At 51.9% G+C, this 14,423-nt stretch carries 19 protein-coding genes and 1 pseudogene; 7 read left to right on the top strand and 13 right to left on the bottom strand.

The genetic code is table 11. The features are described 5' to 3' along the window. Positions 1-40: 40 nt before the first annotated feature. The gene (locus KNP72_RS11410; RefSeq protein WP_214833375.1) at positions 41-487 is read left to right on the top strand and encodes an NUDIX hydrolase; all 447 of its coding nucleotides are present in this window, start codon (positions 41-43) and stop codon (positions 485-487) included. Here the strand turns inward: KNP72_RS11410 and KNP72_RS11405 are convergent. Then, entirely contained in the window at positions 458-1,168 is a 711-nt protein-coding gene (locus KNP72_RS11405; RefSeq protein WP_214833372.1) for a YjjG family noncanonical pyrimidine nucleotidase, read from the bottom strand. The two genes, KNP72_RS11410 and KNP72_RS11405, sit on opposite strands and share 30 nt — an antisense overlap. A gap of 72 nt (positions 1,169-1,240) precedes the next feature. Between KNP72_RS11405 and KNP72_RS11400 the strand changes: the two genes are divergently transcribed. Then, complete coding sequence (locus KNP72_RS11400; protein WP_214833369.1) at positions 1,241-2,083, top strand: GNAT family N-acetyltransferase; 843 nt, start codon at positions 1,241-1,243, stop codon at positions 2,081-2,083. A 10-nt stretch (positions 2,084-2,093) separates the two neighbouring features. On the opposite strand, the gene KNP72_RS11395 is transcribed toward KNP72_RS11400, so the two are convergent. From KNP72_RS11395 to KNP72_RS11380, 4 genes are read right to left on the bottom strand one after another with little or no spacing between them, the layout of a single operon-like run. Further along, positions 2,094-3,041: an alpha/beta hydrolase gene (locus KNP72_RS11395; protein ID WP_214833366.1), complete on the bottom strand. Its 948-nt coding sequence runs from the start codon at positions 3,039-3,041 to the stop codon at positions 2,094-2,096. 59 nt (positions 3,042-3,100) lie between these two features. After that, positions 3,101-3,457, bottom strand: coding sequence for a hypothetical protein (locus KNP72_RS11390; protein WP_214833363.1), 357 nt, complete (start codon positions 3,455-3,457; stop codon positions 3,101-3,103). Then, a complete protein-coding gene (locus KNP72_RS11385) occupies positions 3,457-4,212 on the bottom strand; it encodes an HAAS domain-containing protein (protein WP_214833360.1) in 756 nt (251 codons plus the stop codon). The genes KNP72_RS11390 and KNP72_RS11385 overlap by 1 nt, the downstream gene beginning before the upstream one ends. Then, complete coding sequence (locus KNP72_RS11380) at positions 4,187-4,540, bottom strand: PadR family transcriptional regulator (RefSeq protein WP_029594492.1); 354 nt, start codon at positions 4,538-4,540, stop codon at positions 4,187-4,189. Before KNP72_RS11380 ends, KNP72_RS11385 begins: the two co-directional genes overlap by 26 nt. A 171-nt stretch (positions 4,541-4,711) precedes the next feature. On the opposite strand from KNP72_RS11380, the gene KNP72_RS11375 reads away from it, so the two are divergent. Beyond that, positions 4,712-6,169, top strand: a complete 1,458-nt coding sequence (locus KNP72_RS11375; protein ID WP_214833357.1) for an aldehyde dehydrogenase family protein — start codon at positions 4,712-4,714, stop codon at positions 6,167-6,169. Between the two features lie 50 nt (positions 6,170-6,219). On the opposite strand, the pseudogene KNP72_RS11370 reads toward KNP72_RS11375, so the two are convergent. The 4 genes and pseudogenes from KNP72_RS11370 to KNP72_RS11355 all read right to left on the bottom strand — a co-directional run. Then, positions 6,220-6,552, bottom strand: a pseudogene (locus tag KNP72_RS11370) (zinc ribbon domain-containing protein YjdM); the annotation flags it as partial. A gap of 66 nt (positions 6,553-6,618) precedes the next feature. After that, the gene (locus KNP72_RS11365) at positions 6,619-7,131 is read right to left on the bottom strand and encodes a GNAT family N-acetyltransferase (RefSeq protein ID WP_029594490.1); all 513 of its coding nucleotides are present in this window, start codon (positions 7,129-7,131) and stop codon (positions 6,619-6,621) included. A gap of 112 nt (positions 7,132-7,243) precedes the next feature. After that, on the bottom strand, positions 7,244-7,570 hold the full coding sequence (locus KNP72_RS11360) for a four-helix bundle copper-binding protein (RefSeq protein ID WP_021065908.1): 327 nt from the start codon (positions 7,568-7,570) through the stop codon (positions 7,244-7,246). A gap of 81 nt (positions 7,571-7,651) precedes the next feature. Then, positions 7,652-8,263, bottom strand: coding sequence for a protein kinase family protein (locus KNP72_RS11355; RefSeq protein ID WP_214833354.1), 612 nt, complete (start codon positions 8,261-8,263; stop codon positions 7,652-7,654). A 153-nt stretch (positions 8,264-8,416) separates the two neighbouring features. Here KNP72_RS11355 and KNP72_RS11350 point away from each other — a divergent pair, with 153 nt between their 5' ends. The 3 genes from KNP72_RS11350 (at position 8,417) to KNP72_RS11340 (ending at position 11,854) form a co-directional block, all read left to right on the top strand. Further along, on the top strand, positions 8,417-9,313 hold the full coding sequence (locus KNP72_RS11350) for an aldo/keto reductase (RefSeq protein ID WP_214833352.1): 897 nt from the start codon (positions 8,417-8,419) through the stop codon (positions 9,311-9,313). A 286-nt stretch (positions 9,314-9,599) separates the two neighbouring features. After that, complete coding sequence (locus tag KNP72_RS11345) at positions 9,600-10,874, top strand: hypothetical protein (RefSeq protein ID WP_353048454.1); 1,275 nt, start codon at positions 9,600-9,602, stop codon at positions 10,872-10,874. Positions 10,875-10,996: 122 nt separating this feature from the next. Continuing rightward, positions 10,997-11,854, top strand: coding sequence for a pirin family protein (locus tag KNP72_RS11340; RefSeq protein ID WP_214718965.1), 858 nt, complete (start codon positions 10,997-10,999; stop codon positions 11,852-11,854). Between the two features lie 25 nt (positions 11,855-11,879). Here the strand turns inward: KNP72_RS11340 and KNP72_RS11335 are convergent, their stop codons facing one another. Genes KNP72_RS11335 through KNP72_RS11320 form a run of 4 tightly spaced genes read right to left on the bottom strand, consistent with a single transcriptional unit; the run spans position 11,880 to position 13,605 of the window. Further along, positions 11,880-12,182: a hypothetical protein gene (locus KNP72_RS11335; protein WP_214833350.1), complete on the bottom strand. Its 303-nt coding sequence runs from the start codon at positions 12,180-12,182 to the stop codon at positions 11,880-11,882. A 60-nt stretch (positions 12,183-12,242) separates the two neighbouring features. Then, positions 12,243-12,707 carry a GNAT family N-acetyltransferase gene (locus KNP72_RS11330; RefSeq protein ID WP_214833348.1) on the bottom strand — a complete coding sequence of 155 codons (465 nt, stop codon included), beginning with the start codon at positions 12,705-12,707 and terminating at the stop codon, positions 12,243-12,245. Next, entirely contained in the window at positions 12,707-13,024 is a 318-nt protein-coding gene (locus KNP72_RS11325) for a hypothetical protein (protein ID WP_214718957.1), read from the bottom strand. Before KNP72_RS11325 ends, KNP72_RS11330 begins: the two co-directional genes overlap by 1 nt. Positions 13,025-13,080: 56 nt before the next feature. Further along, positions 13,081-13,605: a GrpB family protein gene (locus KNP72_RS11320; RefSeq protein ID WP_214718955.1), complete on the bottom strand. Its 525-nt coding sequence runs from the start codon at positions 13,603-13,605 to the stop codon at positions 13,081-13,083. Positions 13,606-13,759: 154 nt separating this feature from the next. Between KNP72_RS11320 and KNP72_RS11315 the strand changes: the two genes are divergently transcribed. Beyond that, positions 13,760-14,302 carry a TraR/DksA C4-type zinc finger protein gene (locus KNP72_RS11315; protein ID WP_214833346.1) on the top strand — a complete coding sequence of 181 codons (543 nt, stop codon included), beginning with the start codon at positions 13,760-13,762 and terminating at the stop codon, positions 14,300-14,302. Positions 14,303-14,423: the final 121 nt, after the last annotated feature.

The raw sequence follows: 14,423 nt of genomic DNA, 5'->3' as shown, positions 1-14,423 counted from the left end.
GGCGTATACTTGATGTAGCTTAAGGAATGGAGTGATGAACATGGATATCGTATTTCCGACCGAGCACGGCACGTTCAATTATCGCGTCGCCGGCATCTGGGTCCAGGACGGTCATTTGCTCGTTCATCGGAACGTGAACGATGACTTTTGGGCGTTGCCGGGCGGCCGGGTCGGCATCGGCGAAGAAGCCGAGCTCGCCTTGACGCGTGAGCTGCAAGAAGAACTCGAAGCGACACTGACGGGAACGACGTTCGCTTTCGTCTCCGAAAATTTCTTCACGTATTTGGAGCGCACCGTCCATGAGATCGGCATGTACTTTTATGTATCGGGTGACCTCCCGCTCCGTCAAGGAGACTTCCATGGACCGGAAGGGGATCACCTCATCTATCGTTGGCAGCCGCTCGACGCGCTCCGTGATTTGCAACTCTTCCCAGAGACGCTCTATGCGTTACCGCAATCACTGCCGCCCCACTTTATCGATCGCTGAGCTTGATAGAATCGACTTCAATTCGTGCAAGTCTTGAATTTCATACGTCGTCTCGACCGACGCCGCAATCTCGTGCGGGTTGTACCAGCACGTGTCGAGCCCATACATGCGTCCGCCGGCGATATCTGCCGTCAGCGAGTCACCGACGATGAGTCCACGTTCCGGTGCCACGTTCGGCACGCGGTCGAACACGTAATCGAAGAACGGTGTCATCGGCTTTTGCGATCCGGTCGCATCCGAGACGAACACGTCCTTGAAATAAGGAAGCAGTCCCGACGCTTCGAGCCGCTTGAACTGCGTCTCCGTCACACCGTTCGTGACGATATAGAGCGGATACTGTTCACTGAGCGTTTGGACGAGCTCGAGTGCCCCATCGATGATGTGTACCCCGTTGTGCAAATGGTCGCGATAGCGCTGTTCGACTTCATGTGCATCGATCGTGATGCCGAGCGTATCGAACAGTTGCGTGTGTCGGCCCATTAAGACGTCTTCCCGTCCGACCTCGCCGCGCTCGAACGCGCGCCATAATCCGTTATTGATCGTCACGTACTGTTGTTTCAATTCATCTGTCATCCGAACGTTGTGTGCCGCGAGCAACTGCTCCAAGGCGACGTGCTCGCTCTGTTTAAAGTCGAGCAACGTATCGTCGACATCGAATAAAATCGCTTCATACCGTTTCATAATCTGTATTACCCCTCTCTGCCTCTAATGTACAGGAACGGACCGAGAAGTTCAAAACAAGGAGTGAGTCATATGGCTAAACGACCTATCAGCAATCTCGAGTATTCAGGGGAAGAATTCGCGTCATTTTTCTATTTGGCCGATGAGATGTTCGGCATCGATTTTGGTGAATGGTACATGGCCGGCGAATGGACCGACCGCTATCGTTGTTACTCATTGACGTTTTATCGGAATGTCATCTCGAACGTCGGGATGAGCCGGATGACGATCGTGGCTGACGGAACCGCTCGCGAGACGTATCAGATCGGGACGGTCATGACCGACGAGGATCGACAAGGACAAGGACTCGCCACCCGCATCTTCAAGCATGTGTTCAAGCAACATGACACGGATGGGTTACCTTATTTTTTGGCTTGTAACGAAGGGGTTGCACCGTTTTACGAGCAACAGGGGTTCTCCGTCCAACCCGAACCGGAGCTATTCGTTTCAGTCTCGGGATCGGCTTCCCTACTCGAACATGTTGACGTCGATGCCGAACAGTGGCGTCGTTTCAAACTGGAGTCACTCCCGTTTTCACCGCGTCTGTATACGACAGACGACATGCACATTTGGATGTTCCACTATTATCAAGGTATGAACAAAGACGTTTATCGCTTCGACGATGTGCATGTCATTTATTTGATTGAAGGCACGCGTCTGAAGTTATTCGCGGTGCTGTCATCTCGGCCTGTCGATCTGCATGACGTTGTGGCACGACTCTCTTTCGAAGGCATCACCGAAATCGTCTTCGAATTCACGCCTGAGCTAGACGGTGTAGAGCAACGCCCGTCCCGGGACGGTCAATGGATGATTCGTATGAGCGAAGGGCGACTCTTCCCGGAAGGCTGTCGCTTCCCAAGTTTATCGAAAGCATAAAAAACTCGCCTCACGGGCGAGTTTTTTGTGTATGGAATGCGTGTCCGAGCGACTGCGCTGCTTCTTTGACGGCTCGTCTCGCTTCCGGGACGTACGTGTAATAGTTGACGAATCCGTGAATCAAGCCCCCGTAATTTTGATACGTCACCGGGACACCGAGACTGATTAATTTGTTGGCGTACGCTCGTCCGAGGTCACGGAGCGGGTCATATTCGGCCGTCAACAGCGTCGTCGGCGGAAGTTTCGCCAAATGTGGCGAAACGATCGGCGAGGCGTATGGATGGGTCAATTCTGCCTCGTCATGAAAGTATTGGTGTTGGAACCAACGAATCAACGCTTCATCGAGCAAATAGCCGGTCGCATACTCGATTAACGATAACGGCAGATTCTCCTCGGTCCCCGTCACCGGATAAAATAACAGCTGATGCATGGCGAGGGGACGGCCTTGCTCGATGGCCATCAAAGCGCTGACCGTGGCGAGCGTCCCCCCGGCGCTGTCACCGCCGACGGCGATGCGCTCGGCATCAATTTCAAGCTCCGAGGCGTGATCCGCGATCCACACGAGCGCCTCATAACTGTCGTAGACTGCCGTCGGGAATTTATGTTCTGGCGCGAGTCGGTAACCGATCGAGATGACGGTACAATCGGCTTCGTTCGCGATTGTCCGGCAAATCGCATCATGCGTGTCGAGACTTCCCGTGACATAGCCACCCCCATGATAATAGACGAGAACCGGGGCAAGCGTCCGACTCGACCGATAGATGCGGATTGGCAGTGAACGATTCGGAAGTGGAATCGAGCGCTCCTCGACGTGATATACATGCTCTCTATGTTGAAACTGGGTCATCATTGCGTCTTCTTGTCGTCTTAATTCGAGCGGATCCAATTGGTCATATGTGGTCGAGAGCTGATTTTGAAACTGGTTCAAATAAAATTGAATCGTCGGATTGACTGGCAATGGGAATCCCTTCTTTCTCTTTTAGGCGTTCAGTTGCCTATTCCCAGCCGCGTCCGACCTTAAGCAGATTCACGTGCTTTTTCGAAAGCCCAACGGTTCACACATGCCACAACGACACCACTTGCGAACACGACCATCCAAATGTTCATGACAATCGATTGGCCGAACGGCTTGAAGAAATAATCCCATGCCCCATCGATGTACCCGATCATGGTCATGGAAATCAAGTACGAGATGATGAGCGCAAAAATGATCCAACGTAGCCAGCTACGCCGGCCAAATTGCCACACGCCCCACCACATCACGGCCGGAATCACGAGATACCCGAGCGCATTCCCCCATAGAAAGTCTGCCGCTGTCACGAAAAAGCCCCACGGCAGACATAAAAGAATGATGAAGATGATTCGTCCGAGCATCACGCTTGCCCCTGTTGATTCTTTTTCCACCAGACGAACAAGAAGACCCCCATCCCGACGAACAGAATCAGCATCGAGAAAATAAGTTGTTGCTCGAGCGGCAAACTCGTCTGGGCGAACGCGTATTGCGGCCCAAATAAGAGAATCGGAATAATCAGATTGATCCATGTCTTCGTCCACACAGAGACGGTGAGCAACGTGACGACGGCCAGTCCGAGCAAAACGAGTTGACCGGTTGGACCGAACACGATCGTCGGGGTCTCGACGAAAATGTCGAGTACCATCAGTCCGAGGAACAATGTCATCGGCATCGCGGCGAGCATGATGTACGTCGCCCCATTTTTAAATTTGCTTTCTTTCGAACGGACCGACATGTGGCGAAACGCTTGTGAGGCGGCCAGCAAGAACAGGACGGCGATGAGCGGGAACCCAATCAACTGGACCGTCGAGAATGTCATCTCGCCTTGAATGAAGTTGGCGATGATGATGTAGGCGAACACGTTCGGAATGATCATCGCGATGATTTTGAAAAACCCTTTTCCATCGAACGCCATCTCACGCCCAAGATGCTGCATGTAGGCTTTCGGGCTCTTGCCGACGACATCGTCCACGCTTTTGCCTGCGCGTTCCGCCTCCTCGAGGTGGTCTTTCAGCTCGGCGACAACGTCTTGCACTTCCCCTTCCGATTTCCCGCTCGACATGAGATATACCGCTAAATCATCCAAAAAATCACGACTCTTTTTTGAAAGTCCCATCTTCATTCCCCTCTCCGAGTACGCGGTCGACGCCGCTTGACACTTCCGCCCAACGTTGTTTGAAGGCCAGCAATTCTTGCTGCCCCGCCTCCGTCAAGATGTAATACTTTCGCTTCGGTCCTCCGGACGGCAGTGTTTTTTGAATCGTCTCGACCCAGCCGTCTTTCTTCATCCGCAACAACACCGGATAAATACTGCCCTCGCTCACCATCGTGAATCCGTACGCCTGCAACTTCTCCGACATCTCATAGCCGTACGTCTCTCCTTTATCGATGATGGCCAACAGGCACCCTTCGAGCAAGCCTTTCAACATTTGACTCATCGCCATGGCGTGACCTCACTTTCATTAAACTAACTTGTTATACATAATAGTAATGGAAGGTACTACCAATTGCAACTACTTTGTAAAACAAGCTAGTTGCGCATCGATAGGTTTAATTTTTCAAATCAGGTGAATACTTCTTAAGGTGAAGCAAAAACATAAAGGAGTGTTTTGAACATGCATACTGATTTTACGAAGATGTACATTGATGGCCAGTGGGTCGAGGGATCGAGCGACAAATCGATTGATAACACCAATCCGTTCACGGACGAAACGTTATTCTCCATCCGGTCGGCCGACGAATCTGATCTCGATAAAGCGTACGATGTCGCCAAAGGAGCACAAGCCGAATGGGCGACGATGCTCCCGCAAAACCGACGCGCCTTGATTGAGAAGTTCGCCGAAGTGACGTTACAACATAAAGAAGACATCATCGAGTGGCTCGTCAAAGAGTCGGGAAGCACGCGCATTAAAGCAGAAGGTGAATTTTTAGCATCGATGGCGATCATCAAGGAAGCGGCGACGTTCCCGTTCCGCATGGACGGCCTCATCAAGCCGTCAATCGTCCCGAACAAAGAGAACCGGGTGTATCGGAAACCGCTTGGCGTCATCGGCGTCATCAGTCCATGGAACTTCCCGTTCCACCTCGCGGTCCGCTCCATCGTCTCCGCGCTCGCGACGGGCAATACCGTCGTCGTCAAACCGGCGACGGCGACACCGGTCACAGGCGGTCTCCTGTTCGCTTCGTTATTTGAAGAAGCGGGCCTTCCGAAAGGCGTCTTGAACGTCGTCGTCGGTCGCGGTTCGGAGATTGGGGACGCGATCGTCGAGCACCCGGTGCCAAAACTTATTTCGTTCACTGGTTCGACCGAGGTCGGCAAAGCCATCGCCGAAAAGGCCGGACGCCTGTTGAAGAAAACAGCGCTCGAACTCGGCGGGAATAACGTCTTCGTCGTGTTAGACGACGCCGACATCGATCGTGCCGTCGAATCGGCCGTCTACTCGAAGTTCTATCATCAAGGGCAAATTTGTATGTCGACGAACCGAATTCTCGTCGCCGAGTCGATTCACGATGCGTTCCTTGAAAAATTTGTGGAGCGGGTTCGCGCCTTGAAGTTCGGCAATCCGAACGAATCGGATACACAAGTCGGGCCGCTCATCGATCACGATCAAGTCGACCGTATCCTCGATCAAATCAAGCAGACGGTCGACGCCGGTGCGACGCTCCAAGTCGGCGGTAACGCTGACGGGAACGTGCTCGAGCCGACCGTCGTGAGCGGTGTCACAAATGACATGCCACTCGCGAAAAATGAGATTTTCGGACCGGTCGCCGTCATTCTGTCGTTCAAAGATGACGCCGAGGCGCTGAAACTCTCGAACGAGCTCCCGTACGGACTGAGCGGTGCCGTCCACGGTTCAATCTATCGTGCGACCGAGTTCGCCCGCCAAGTCGAGACGGGGATGATTCACGTCAACGACCAGTCGGTGAATGATGAGCCGCACTTGCCGTTCGGTGGTGAGAAAGATTCTGGTCTTGGCCGTTTCAACGGCGAATGGGTGCTCGAGGAGTTCACGACGCTCCAATGGGTATCCGTCATGCACGAACGCCGGGAATACAAACCATTCTTTTCATAAACAGCAAAAAGCGTGTTGATCCGCGAACGGATCAACACGCTTTTTTTAGATTTTTTTACGAACTCCGATTTGAGCTTCATCGCACCGAAGCCGTCAATCTTGCAGTCGATGTCATGGTCCCCGTCGACGAGACGGATGCCTTTCACTTTCGTGCCTTGTTTGACGACGAGCGACGTCCCTTTCACCTTTAAATCTTTGATGACTGTGACCGTGTCCCCGTCTTGGAGCACGTTTCCGTTCGCGTCTTTGATTTGTGCGTCCGCTTCTGCTTCAGCCACCTCGCTCGGTGACCATTCGTACGCACATTCTGGACAGACGAGCAAGCTCCCATCCTCATACACGTAAGACGATTGACACTTCGGACAATTCGGTAGTTCTGTCATGCTGATTCCTCCATTCGATTCACTGTCCCCAGTATACCGTATTTTCGGAACGTCGACAGCTAGCGGTCAGCCTTCTTGCGGAGCCTCGGGACCTTTCAAATCGAGTTGATAAAACGATAAGTCGAGCCACTTCCCGAACTTGTAACCGGCTTTTTTAATCGTACCGGAATGGACGAACCCTAACTTTTCATGCGCTTTGACGCTCGCGATATTGGCGGCATCGATGCCGCCGATCATCGTCTTCACATCCCGCTCTTCACCGATGCGGATGATTTCTCGGAGCAGCTTGTTGCCGATGCCTTTGCTGCGGTATCCAGGATGGACGTACACCGAGTGTTCGACCGTATAATGATAGGCCGGCCAAGGACGAAACGGTCCAAACGTGGCAAAGCCCATCACGACATCCCCTTCCTCCCATACGATGATTGGAAGTCCGGCCGCTTTTTTCTCCTCGTACCAAGCGATTCGATTTTGAAGCGTCACCGGTTCGTAGTGATAGACGGCGGTACTGTTGACGATGGCATCATTATAAATATGTAAGACGGCTTGAAGATCATCTCGACGACAATTGCGAATCATGAGAACACCACTTTCATACGTTTTCTTCATTATACTTATCTCGATTTCAAAATACATCTGGCGATTCGCTCCCACATAAAAAAAGTCAGCCGTTTTGACTGACTTTTTCACATTATGCTGCCAAACGATCGCACATCGAGGCGCACTCGACACAGACGCGCGCACATTCTTGGCAATGGGCATGCTTATGTTTCTCGCACTCTTGGGCACACGCCTTACAGACGACCGCACAAGCCCGGGCGAGTTCGGGCACGAACGCCGAATCTCGCGTCATCGCCTCGGCGAGAAACGAACAGATGGCGGCGCACTCCCGGTCGAGCCGGATGCAGTCAACCATCATCTTGACGTCATGTTCTTCCAAGCACGACTCGAGACAGTAATTACACGTCTCCACACAGTCACGTAACGTCTCCAATTCATTTGCATAAATCCGATGCATACAATCAGCCTCCTTTTCCAAAACGAAGTGACAGTCACATCCTCTTTGTTCCCTAATCTTCAAAAGAAAAACGACCGTCGACTAGTGTCTCGGGTCGTTCACAAACGTACGGTATAAATAGGCGACTCCGTTCAACAAACGCTCTGAATAGCGCTTCGGCATGAAACGGAGCCGATAAAACCGATACATCCGCTTCAAATCTTCCCATTGGTGATCGACGTGCTGTCCTTGGCGGAAGCGGGCCAAGTCGATTAAATAAATACGGCCTTCCGGCGTCAAAATCAAATTGCGCAGATGAACGTCCGATGGCGTCAGCCCGAGGTTTCGTGCCGCGATGAGCGCTGCATCGATTTGCTGAATGTACGACGCATCAATCCAAATTCCTTCCGTCAAACATTCGAATAGCGTCTTGCCCTCGATGTAGTCGATGACGATATAATTCACACCTGCTTCATACAAGCGTGGGAATTGAGGTAACCCTTCGAGCGTTCGATAAATCACAGCCTCTTCAGCTGCGATATGCGTATAATCCGGAAAGAACACTTTGATGACGAGTCGCGTGTCTTTTATGCGAAACACGGCGGCACTGCGCCCAATCCCGTGCAGTTCGAGATCGGCATGAGCGGCGGTCACGTATGTTTCCTGACCTTGTTGCTCAAACGTGACGTTCGCATATTGTTCGTAATGATTCATAAGTCACTCCTCTTTTTCTAATCATCTCTGTCTCATCATAACTGAAATCGCTTTAGTTTGACTCGGTTCATGTCCTTCCAATACGCCACAAAAGTGACGCCCTCCTGTTTTATCCTTATAATGAAAGCGACAAACAATGAGGAGGAACTTACCGTGCAACGCATCGAACTGACAGAAGACTTATCATTCTCACGAATCATTCACGGCATGTGGCGTTTGGCCGAATGGGACATGAGCCCGCAGGAACGCCTCGCTTTCATCGAACAATGTATCGAACTCGGCATCACGACGTTCGATCACGCTGATATATACGGCGGCTATACGTGTGAAGGATTGTTCGGCGAAGCGCTTCGTCTCAAGCCATCACTCCGCGATCAAATCGAGATTGTGACGAAGACTGGCATCAAGCTGACAGGCTCTTTCAACCCTGGCCAATCCATCAACCATTACGATACGACGAAAGAACATATCATCCGTCAAGCCGAGCGCTCGCTACAGGAGCTCGCCATCGACCAGATTGATACGCTTTTGATCCACCGTCCCGACCCGCTCATGGACCCCGACGAAGTAGCCGAGGCGTTCATCACGTTGCAACGAAGCGGAAAAGTGCGTACGTTCGGCGTCTCGAACCACGTGCCGGCAACCCAACAGTTGTTACAGTCACGTTTACCGTTCCAACTCGTGACGAACCAGCTTGAGCTCTCACCGATGCAACTGAAGCATTTTGAAGATGGTACTGTCGACCTATGCCACGAGAAACGGATGCCGCTCATGGCGTGGAGCCCTCTCGCCGGCGGACAACTGTTCACCGAGGCCGCTTACGCACCGCTTCGTGAAAAATTGGAGGAAATCAGCGATCGGCATCAAGCTGGCGGCATCGACGCCGTCGTCTACGCGTGGCTCTTGAAGCACCCGGCCAAGATCATGCCGATCGTCGGATCTGGGAAAATTGAACGAGTTCGGACCGCCGTCGATGCGCTTCAGATTGACCTAACGCGAACAGAATGGTTCGAAATTTTGAAGGCGGCCCGTGGCCGTGACGTGGATTGAAGTTAAAAATAAACAAATAAAAGCCTTTTAATACCATTTAATTATTTCTGACGATTTTCGTCATTTTTAAGAACGTCGTCATTACAATGTTCATTCGTCAAAAATCGACACGTGTCAAATGGAGAAATTCCATTTCATATCCATAAGTGTAAAACAAGCCCGTTCAGTTCAAGTTGAGCGGGTTTTTTGATTTTTTAAAAAAAAATCGCATTAATTTTCCTAAGACTAAAGTCACAAAAAAATGGTGCTAAAATGATGAAAGTTAATCATTAAAGGAGTGCACCCTGTGAAAAAGTACCTGATTCTTTGTACGCTCGCCATGTTGTTCGTCCTGTTCGGATGCGAAGAAGAACATGCATTTCGTTTACATACGGCTCCAGAGTACTATCAAGGTCGCGCCTCTCTGCCTTCTGGTCAACAAATCGAGATGACCGAGTCCGACCGGACGAACGTCCTTGATGCCTGTTATCCGGAGGACGCCATCACCCGCGTGCCTGACGGAGAGCGTCTCTTGATTAGCACGGTCAAATTGAGCCAACCGCTTACGACGACGGCCTCGACCGAAGTCTTTCCGACCGCCACATTTTTTGAAGTGGAAAATCAAACCTACGTCCAATGCCAAGCTGACACCATCACCTATATGAAACAAATCGATGCGTTGCCGGATAGTCTCACTCCGTACCGCGAACAAGCCGTCTCATCTTCTGCGATGTCCAACCTTCGCGTTGCGCAACCGCACGAGCAAGTCCATTTCACCGAAGAGATGAAAAAACCGGTCGGCAATGAACCTTATCCAAAACGTCACGGTTTCGAACAAACGCTCGTCCACGTGACGATGCCGTTCAACGGTTCGTTCGAATTCACGTTCGAATCACCCGAATCGCGTGAGACCATCACGTTGCCCATCAACGAATCGTCACGTCAACCGTTCCTGTCCCTTGGCTTAGGGACCGAAGTGTCTCAAGACACGCAACAGTACGGGCTCCATCTGTCATCCGATCAGACGTTATATGAGGACGTCCTGCGACCACAGGATGCCACCTACGATCGAATGCTTGGGACGCGGCAGGCGAGCACGCTTCCGAACAAGCTCGTGCCGAACGAGCGCTATCCATTGTTCAGCTTCTCCTTCATCCGTGATGGCAAGCCTTATAAACAAGTCGTTTCTATCACCTATAAAGAAGAGACGTTGTTGCACGGCGATCGTTTGAAAACAAAAATGCGGCAACAATTCGCGCATCGACGTCACGTCGTCGCCCATGAACTGGCTCTAATCGGCACAGAATCAAAAGATGCACCGTTCTTGCATCATGCCAACGCCGAGACCGTCCAGTTCGTGTTTCAAGCCATCGATCGCTCAAAAGCCGTTGCGACGGCCGGAACCCCGGCGCCGACCCCTTATTTGACGGTGTTCGAGGGCATTTGTGCCCAAACATTCGATGTCAGTTACACGGAAGACGATGTGATTTTGACAAATACGAAGACAGGCTCACATTTCAAATTGCTCCGCGCCGATGCCGAACGGTGGCGCGACCTTTCCATCGGACAAGCAAACAACTGACGACACTTTTCAAGCCAGACCGGCTCACTGGTCTGGCTTTGCACGTTGTATAGGCAAAATCGGAAAGCCTCCTTGCCTCGCTATGCGACAATGACAGCAAACGGTGCAAAGGAGAGAGTGTGATGACGAAACGATTCGAGCGCGACGTCGCCAGCCATTGGCCAGTCGCCTATAAACAAAACGGATATCCGCACGTGCAGCAGGGTTGGGTCTTGCCTCCGGAACGAAAAGACGAGTTCGACCCGTTCATCTTGATGGCCGAGGACTGGTTCAAACGGGGAACGTTCTCTGACCATCCTCACCGCGGCTTCCAGACCATCACCTACGTGATTGATGGACGACTGGAACATATCGACAACCATGGCGGACATTCGATTTTAGATGCGGGTGACGTTCAATATATGAATGCGGGCTGGGCGGCACGTCATGCGGAGGAGGCTGTCGATGACGACTTGATTCATACGCTTCAACTATGGCTCAACTTGCCGAAAGCACTTAAAACGACGACGACATCTTACCAAAACGTATATGTCGAAGCGGCACCGCTCGTGCCGATTGACGGAGGACACGTGCGTGTCTATTCGGGTGACATCGCCGGAGTGACCGGACCGATGGACAGTCTCGTCCCCATCACGATGAGCGAAGTGAGCTTACAGAGTGGAGCCGCCTATGAGCACATCATCCCGACGAATCATAACGCTTTCGTCTACGTACTCGCGGGTTCCCTCGAACTCGGAACGTCAGCGACACCGCTTTCGAAGACGCACGCGGCGACGCTCACGTACGATGAGACGAGCGACGGTGAGAGCGTAGTCCGCCTCAACGCGACGTCACGTGCGAAACTGCTCATCTATTCAGGCAAGCCGATTCGTGAAGACTATATCGCCCACGGTCCGTTCGTGATGAATACGGAAGAGGAGATTCGGCAAGCGTTCCGCGATTATCATGCCGGTGGCTTCGGTCCCCCGGCCGTCAAATAAAATAAGCCGCGCCTGAAGGCGTGGCTTATTTTTTGTCTGGCATGAGCACGGTCTGCTGGGTCGGGACGCGACCGATTGGGACGGTGCGTTCGACGAGGACGTACGGTTTCCCGTCCACCTCGAACTTCCGATCGCCAAGATAATGGGCCGACTTCCCGTCTTCATACAGCTTTGTCAAAATCGCCGGCACATATTCGTTCAAATTTGTGTAGTGCTCATCAAGCGTCATGACGATATTACCTTTGCCATACCCCATCCATTGATTCGACATGAACAGCATGAGCGAAATCGTCCCAACGATCCCGATAATCAAAATGATTGTCTCCATCAAATCCTCCTCTATTACATATGTGGCGCCATTATGTTACGCCAAGACTATTCTTTTACTTTAGAGATGCTTGACGACGAACTGTCGCTTCGGTTGAAAGCCAATTTGGCTATAAAACGCTGCCGCCGCTTCGTTCACTGACCAATAATCCAGTTCGATCGATGGAAATCCGTGCGCAATGGCGTAGCGTTCTACCTCTTCCATGACCCAGCGTCCATACCCTTGTCGTTTCGCCTCAGGGTTCACGCTGATTTGATGCACGTAGAGTGTCCGCACGGCTTGCCGAAATGCGTTCGCCTCACTTACCCGCTCCTGAAAACAGACGTAGCCGATGATGTCCCCGCCGACCTCTGCCGTGAAAAAGTGATAATCGTCTCGCGCCATCATCTCCAAAAACGCCGCTTCCATCGAGGCGTGATTGTACGCCGCAAAGAAAGCCGGCGCCAACTGAAGATGATGTTCATGGATAGGCTGATTCAATGCCGCGATTAACGCCGCATTCTCGGTCCGCTGCAGGCGGACCATCAGCTACCTCCGCCAAACGGATGATTTCGATCTTCCGTGACCCCGTGCGGTTTTTCATTTCCGCGAAGCGTATGGCCTGCATAAGTGGAATCTTTCCCGTTCAAACGGTGCTGAATCGGTCGGGCCAAGAAATAGCCTCCAAACAGCGACGCCGGGAAGACGAGAAAGGCGGTGCCGAGGAAAACTAATCCGTAGTAACGGAGTTCATCAGCGCTCCCCACGTACTGCGAGACCCCGTAGCGCAATCCTAAAAACAAGCCGACAAACACGAGTGCGACAAACGCATACTCAATACATTTCCCGAGAAATCGTTTCATCTCATGACCCCCCTCAACTGATTAGTTTTCTGTACGAGATGAAACGGTAAAACGTTTCAAATTTGTTGGCGAGACATATACCACAACGTCGCCTCCTGCTCGGTCGCGGATACCCAGTCTTGTTTTCCTTGGATATAGCTCTCGATATCTTCCGGATGCTGGCTCGCCAATTGTTGTTTAAGCGACGCATACTCGTCCCGTACGTCCGGGAACGTCATCAAATAATCGCGGAACGCGAGATGGCGGGTCACGCCTTCATCCCCTTCCTCGAACATATGGACATGAATCGTCCGCACGTCTTCTCCTTTAGCGAAGAAGCGCCGTCTCGGAATCCCATGCTCGCCGAAACTCCGGTACCCTAGCGCCTCCATATGGCTGATCCAATCGTCAATCCGCTCGATGTCCTGCACGACCGGCATGATGTCGATAATCGGTTTCGCATCGAGTCCCGGCACCGACGTGCTCCCGATGTGATGAATGGCGACGACTTCCCCTTCAAACAAGCGCTCGAGCTTGGCCGCCTCTTCCTTGAATTTCGTCTCCCATATCGGATCATACGGGACGACCTCTACTTTTCTCATGGTCCATTCCCTCCTTCACAATCATCGTTCCGTCTCTTTCATCATACCCGTTTTCCGAAGCGTTTAGAATTCGCCTTCGCCAATCGAAAGGTTTGTCCCGACGCAAAATGGGAAATGCTAATATTAATGAAATCAGAACTGGAGAGTGGACCGCATGTTGACACAACAGCAGATTGATACGTTCAAGGAACGTCTATTAAAAGAGAAAGCGAAGACCGAAGGATATATGGAAAACCGGGAAGAAGTGTATGACGAAGGAGAACTGTCACACTACGATAACCATCCGGCAGACTCAGGAGAAGAACTCTTCTTACGCGAACGCGATCAAGCGCTCACCGAACTCGATGAAGAATTTTTAACTGACGTCGATAAGGCGTTGCTCGCCATCGAGAATGGGACGTATGGCAAATGTGAGGTGTGCGGCGAAGACATCGAGTTGGACCGTCTTGAAATCATCCCTGAGGCGACGCTCTGCATCCAGCACGCGCGCGAGCAAGAAGAGAACGAGCACTTGACCGACCGCGAACGTCCTGTCGAAGAGGACGTGCTCAATCCATCTGAGACGGCTGCCCGGAAGCAACTCGACGGGACGGACGAACCGGGGCAAAGCACGGATGCGTTCAGCCAAGTCGAAGATTTCGGGAGTTCGGAAACGATTGCTGATAGCGAGGGCAATCATGACCCGACACGTGAATAACATCAGTCAGTGACCGAGCGAAAGGAGTCCCTCTCCTTTCGCTTTTTGCTTGCCACGGGAGCCTGCTTCTTCATCCGATATCTTCCATCTTTCTATACCGCATGATACACTGTGTAAAAAT

The organism is Exiguobacterium sp. s152 (assembly GCF_018618335.1).
Classification (GTDB): domain Bacteria; phylum Bacillota; class Bacilli; order Exiguobacteriales; family Exiguobacteriaceae; genus Exiguobacterium; species Exiguobacterium chiriqhucha.
Note: the sequence above shows the minus strand (reverse complement) of the source record. Positions and strands in the feature narration are given on the sequence as shown.

What these genes read in the sequence shown, in the direction of transcription:
- KNP72_RS11385 (WP_214833360.1), bottom strand. Translation starts at nt 4,212, where the DNA reads ATGGGACTTTCAAAAAAGAGTCGTGATTTTTTGGATGATTTAGCGGTA.
- KNP72_RS11315 (WP_214833346.1), top strand. Translation starts at nt 13,760, where the DNA reads ATGTTGACACAACAGCAGATTGATACGTTCAAGGAACGTCTATTAAAA.
- KNP72_RS11360 (WP_021065908.1), bottom strand. Translation starts at nt 7,570, where the DNA reads ATGCATCGGATTTATGCAAATGAATTGGAGACGTTACGTGACTGTGTG.
- KNP72_RS11320 (WP_214718955.1), bottom strand. Translation starts at nt 13,605, where the DNA reads ATGAGAAAAGTAGAGGTCGTCCCGTATGATCCGATATGGGAGACGAAA.
- KNP72_RS11390 (WP_214833363.1), bottom strand. Translation starts at nt 3,457, where the DNA reads ATGCTCGGACGAATCATCTTCATCATTCTTTTATGTCTGCCGTGGGGC.
- KNP72_RS11325 (WP_214718957.1), bottom strand. Translation starts at nt 13,024, where the DNA reads ATGAAACGATTTCTCGGGAAATGTATTGAGTATGCGTTTGTCGCACTC.
- KNP72_RS11405 (WP_214833372.1), bottom strand. Translation starts at nt 1,168, where the DNA reads ATGAAACGGTATGAAGCGATTTTATTCGATGTCGACGATACGTTGCTC.
- KNP72_RS11400 (WP_214833369.1), top strand. Translation starts at nt 1,241, where the DNA reads ATGGCTAAACGACCTATCAGCAATCTCGAGTATTCAGGGGAAGAATTC.
- KNP72_RS11365 (WP_029594490.1), bottom strand. Translation starts at nt 7,131, where the DNA reads ATGATTCGCAATTGTCGTCGAGATGATCTTCAAGCCGTCTTACATATT.
- KNP72_RS11380 (WP_029594492.1), bottom strand. Translation starts at nt 4,540, where the DNA reads ATGGCGATGAGTCAAATGTTGAAAGGCTTGCTCGAAGGGTGCCTGTTG.
- KNP72_RS11410 (WP_214833375.1), top strand. Translation starts at nt 41, where the DNA reads ATGGATATCGTATTTCCGACCGAGCACGGCACGTTCAATTATCGCGTC.
- KNP72_RS11335 (WP_214833350.1), bottom strand. Translation starts at nt 12,182, where the DNA reads ATGGAGACAATCATTTTGATTATCGGGATCGTTGGGACGATTTCGCTC.
- KNP72_RS11375 (WP_214833357.1), top strand. Translation starts at nt 4,712, where the DNA reads ATGCATACTGATTTTACGAAGATGTACATTGATGGCCAGTGGGTCGAG.
- KNP72_RS11330 (WP_214833348.1), bottom strand. Translation starts at nt 12,707, where the DNA reads ATGGTCCGCCTGCAGCGGACCGAGAATGCGGCGTTAATCGCGGCATTG.
- KNP72_RS11340 (WP_214718965.1), top strand. Translation starts at nt 10,997, where the DNA reads ATGACGAAACGATTCGAGCGCGACGTCGCCAGCCATTGGCCAGTCGCC.
- KNP72_RS11355 (WP_214833354.1), bottom strand. Translation starts at nt 8,263, where the DNA reads ATGAATCATTACGAACAATATGCGAACGTCACGTTTGAGCAACAAGGT.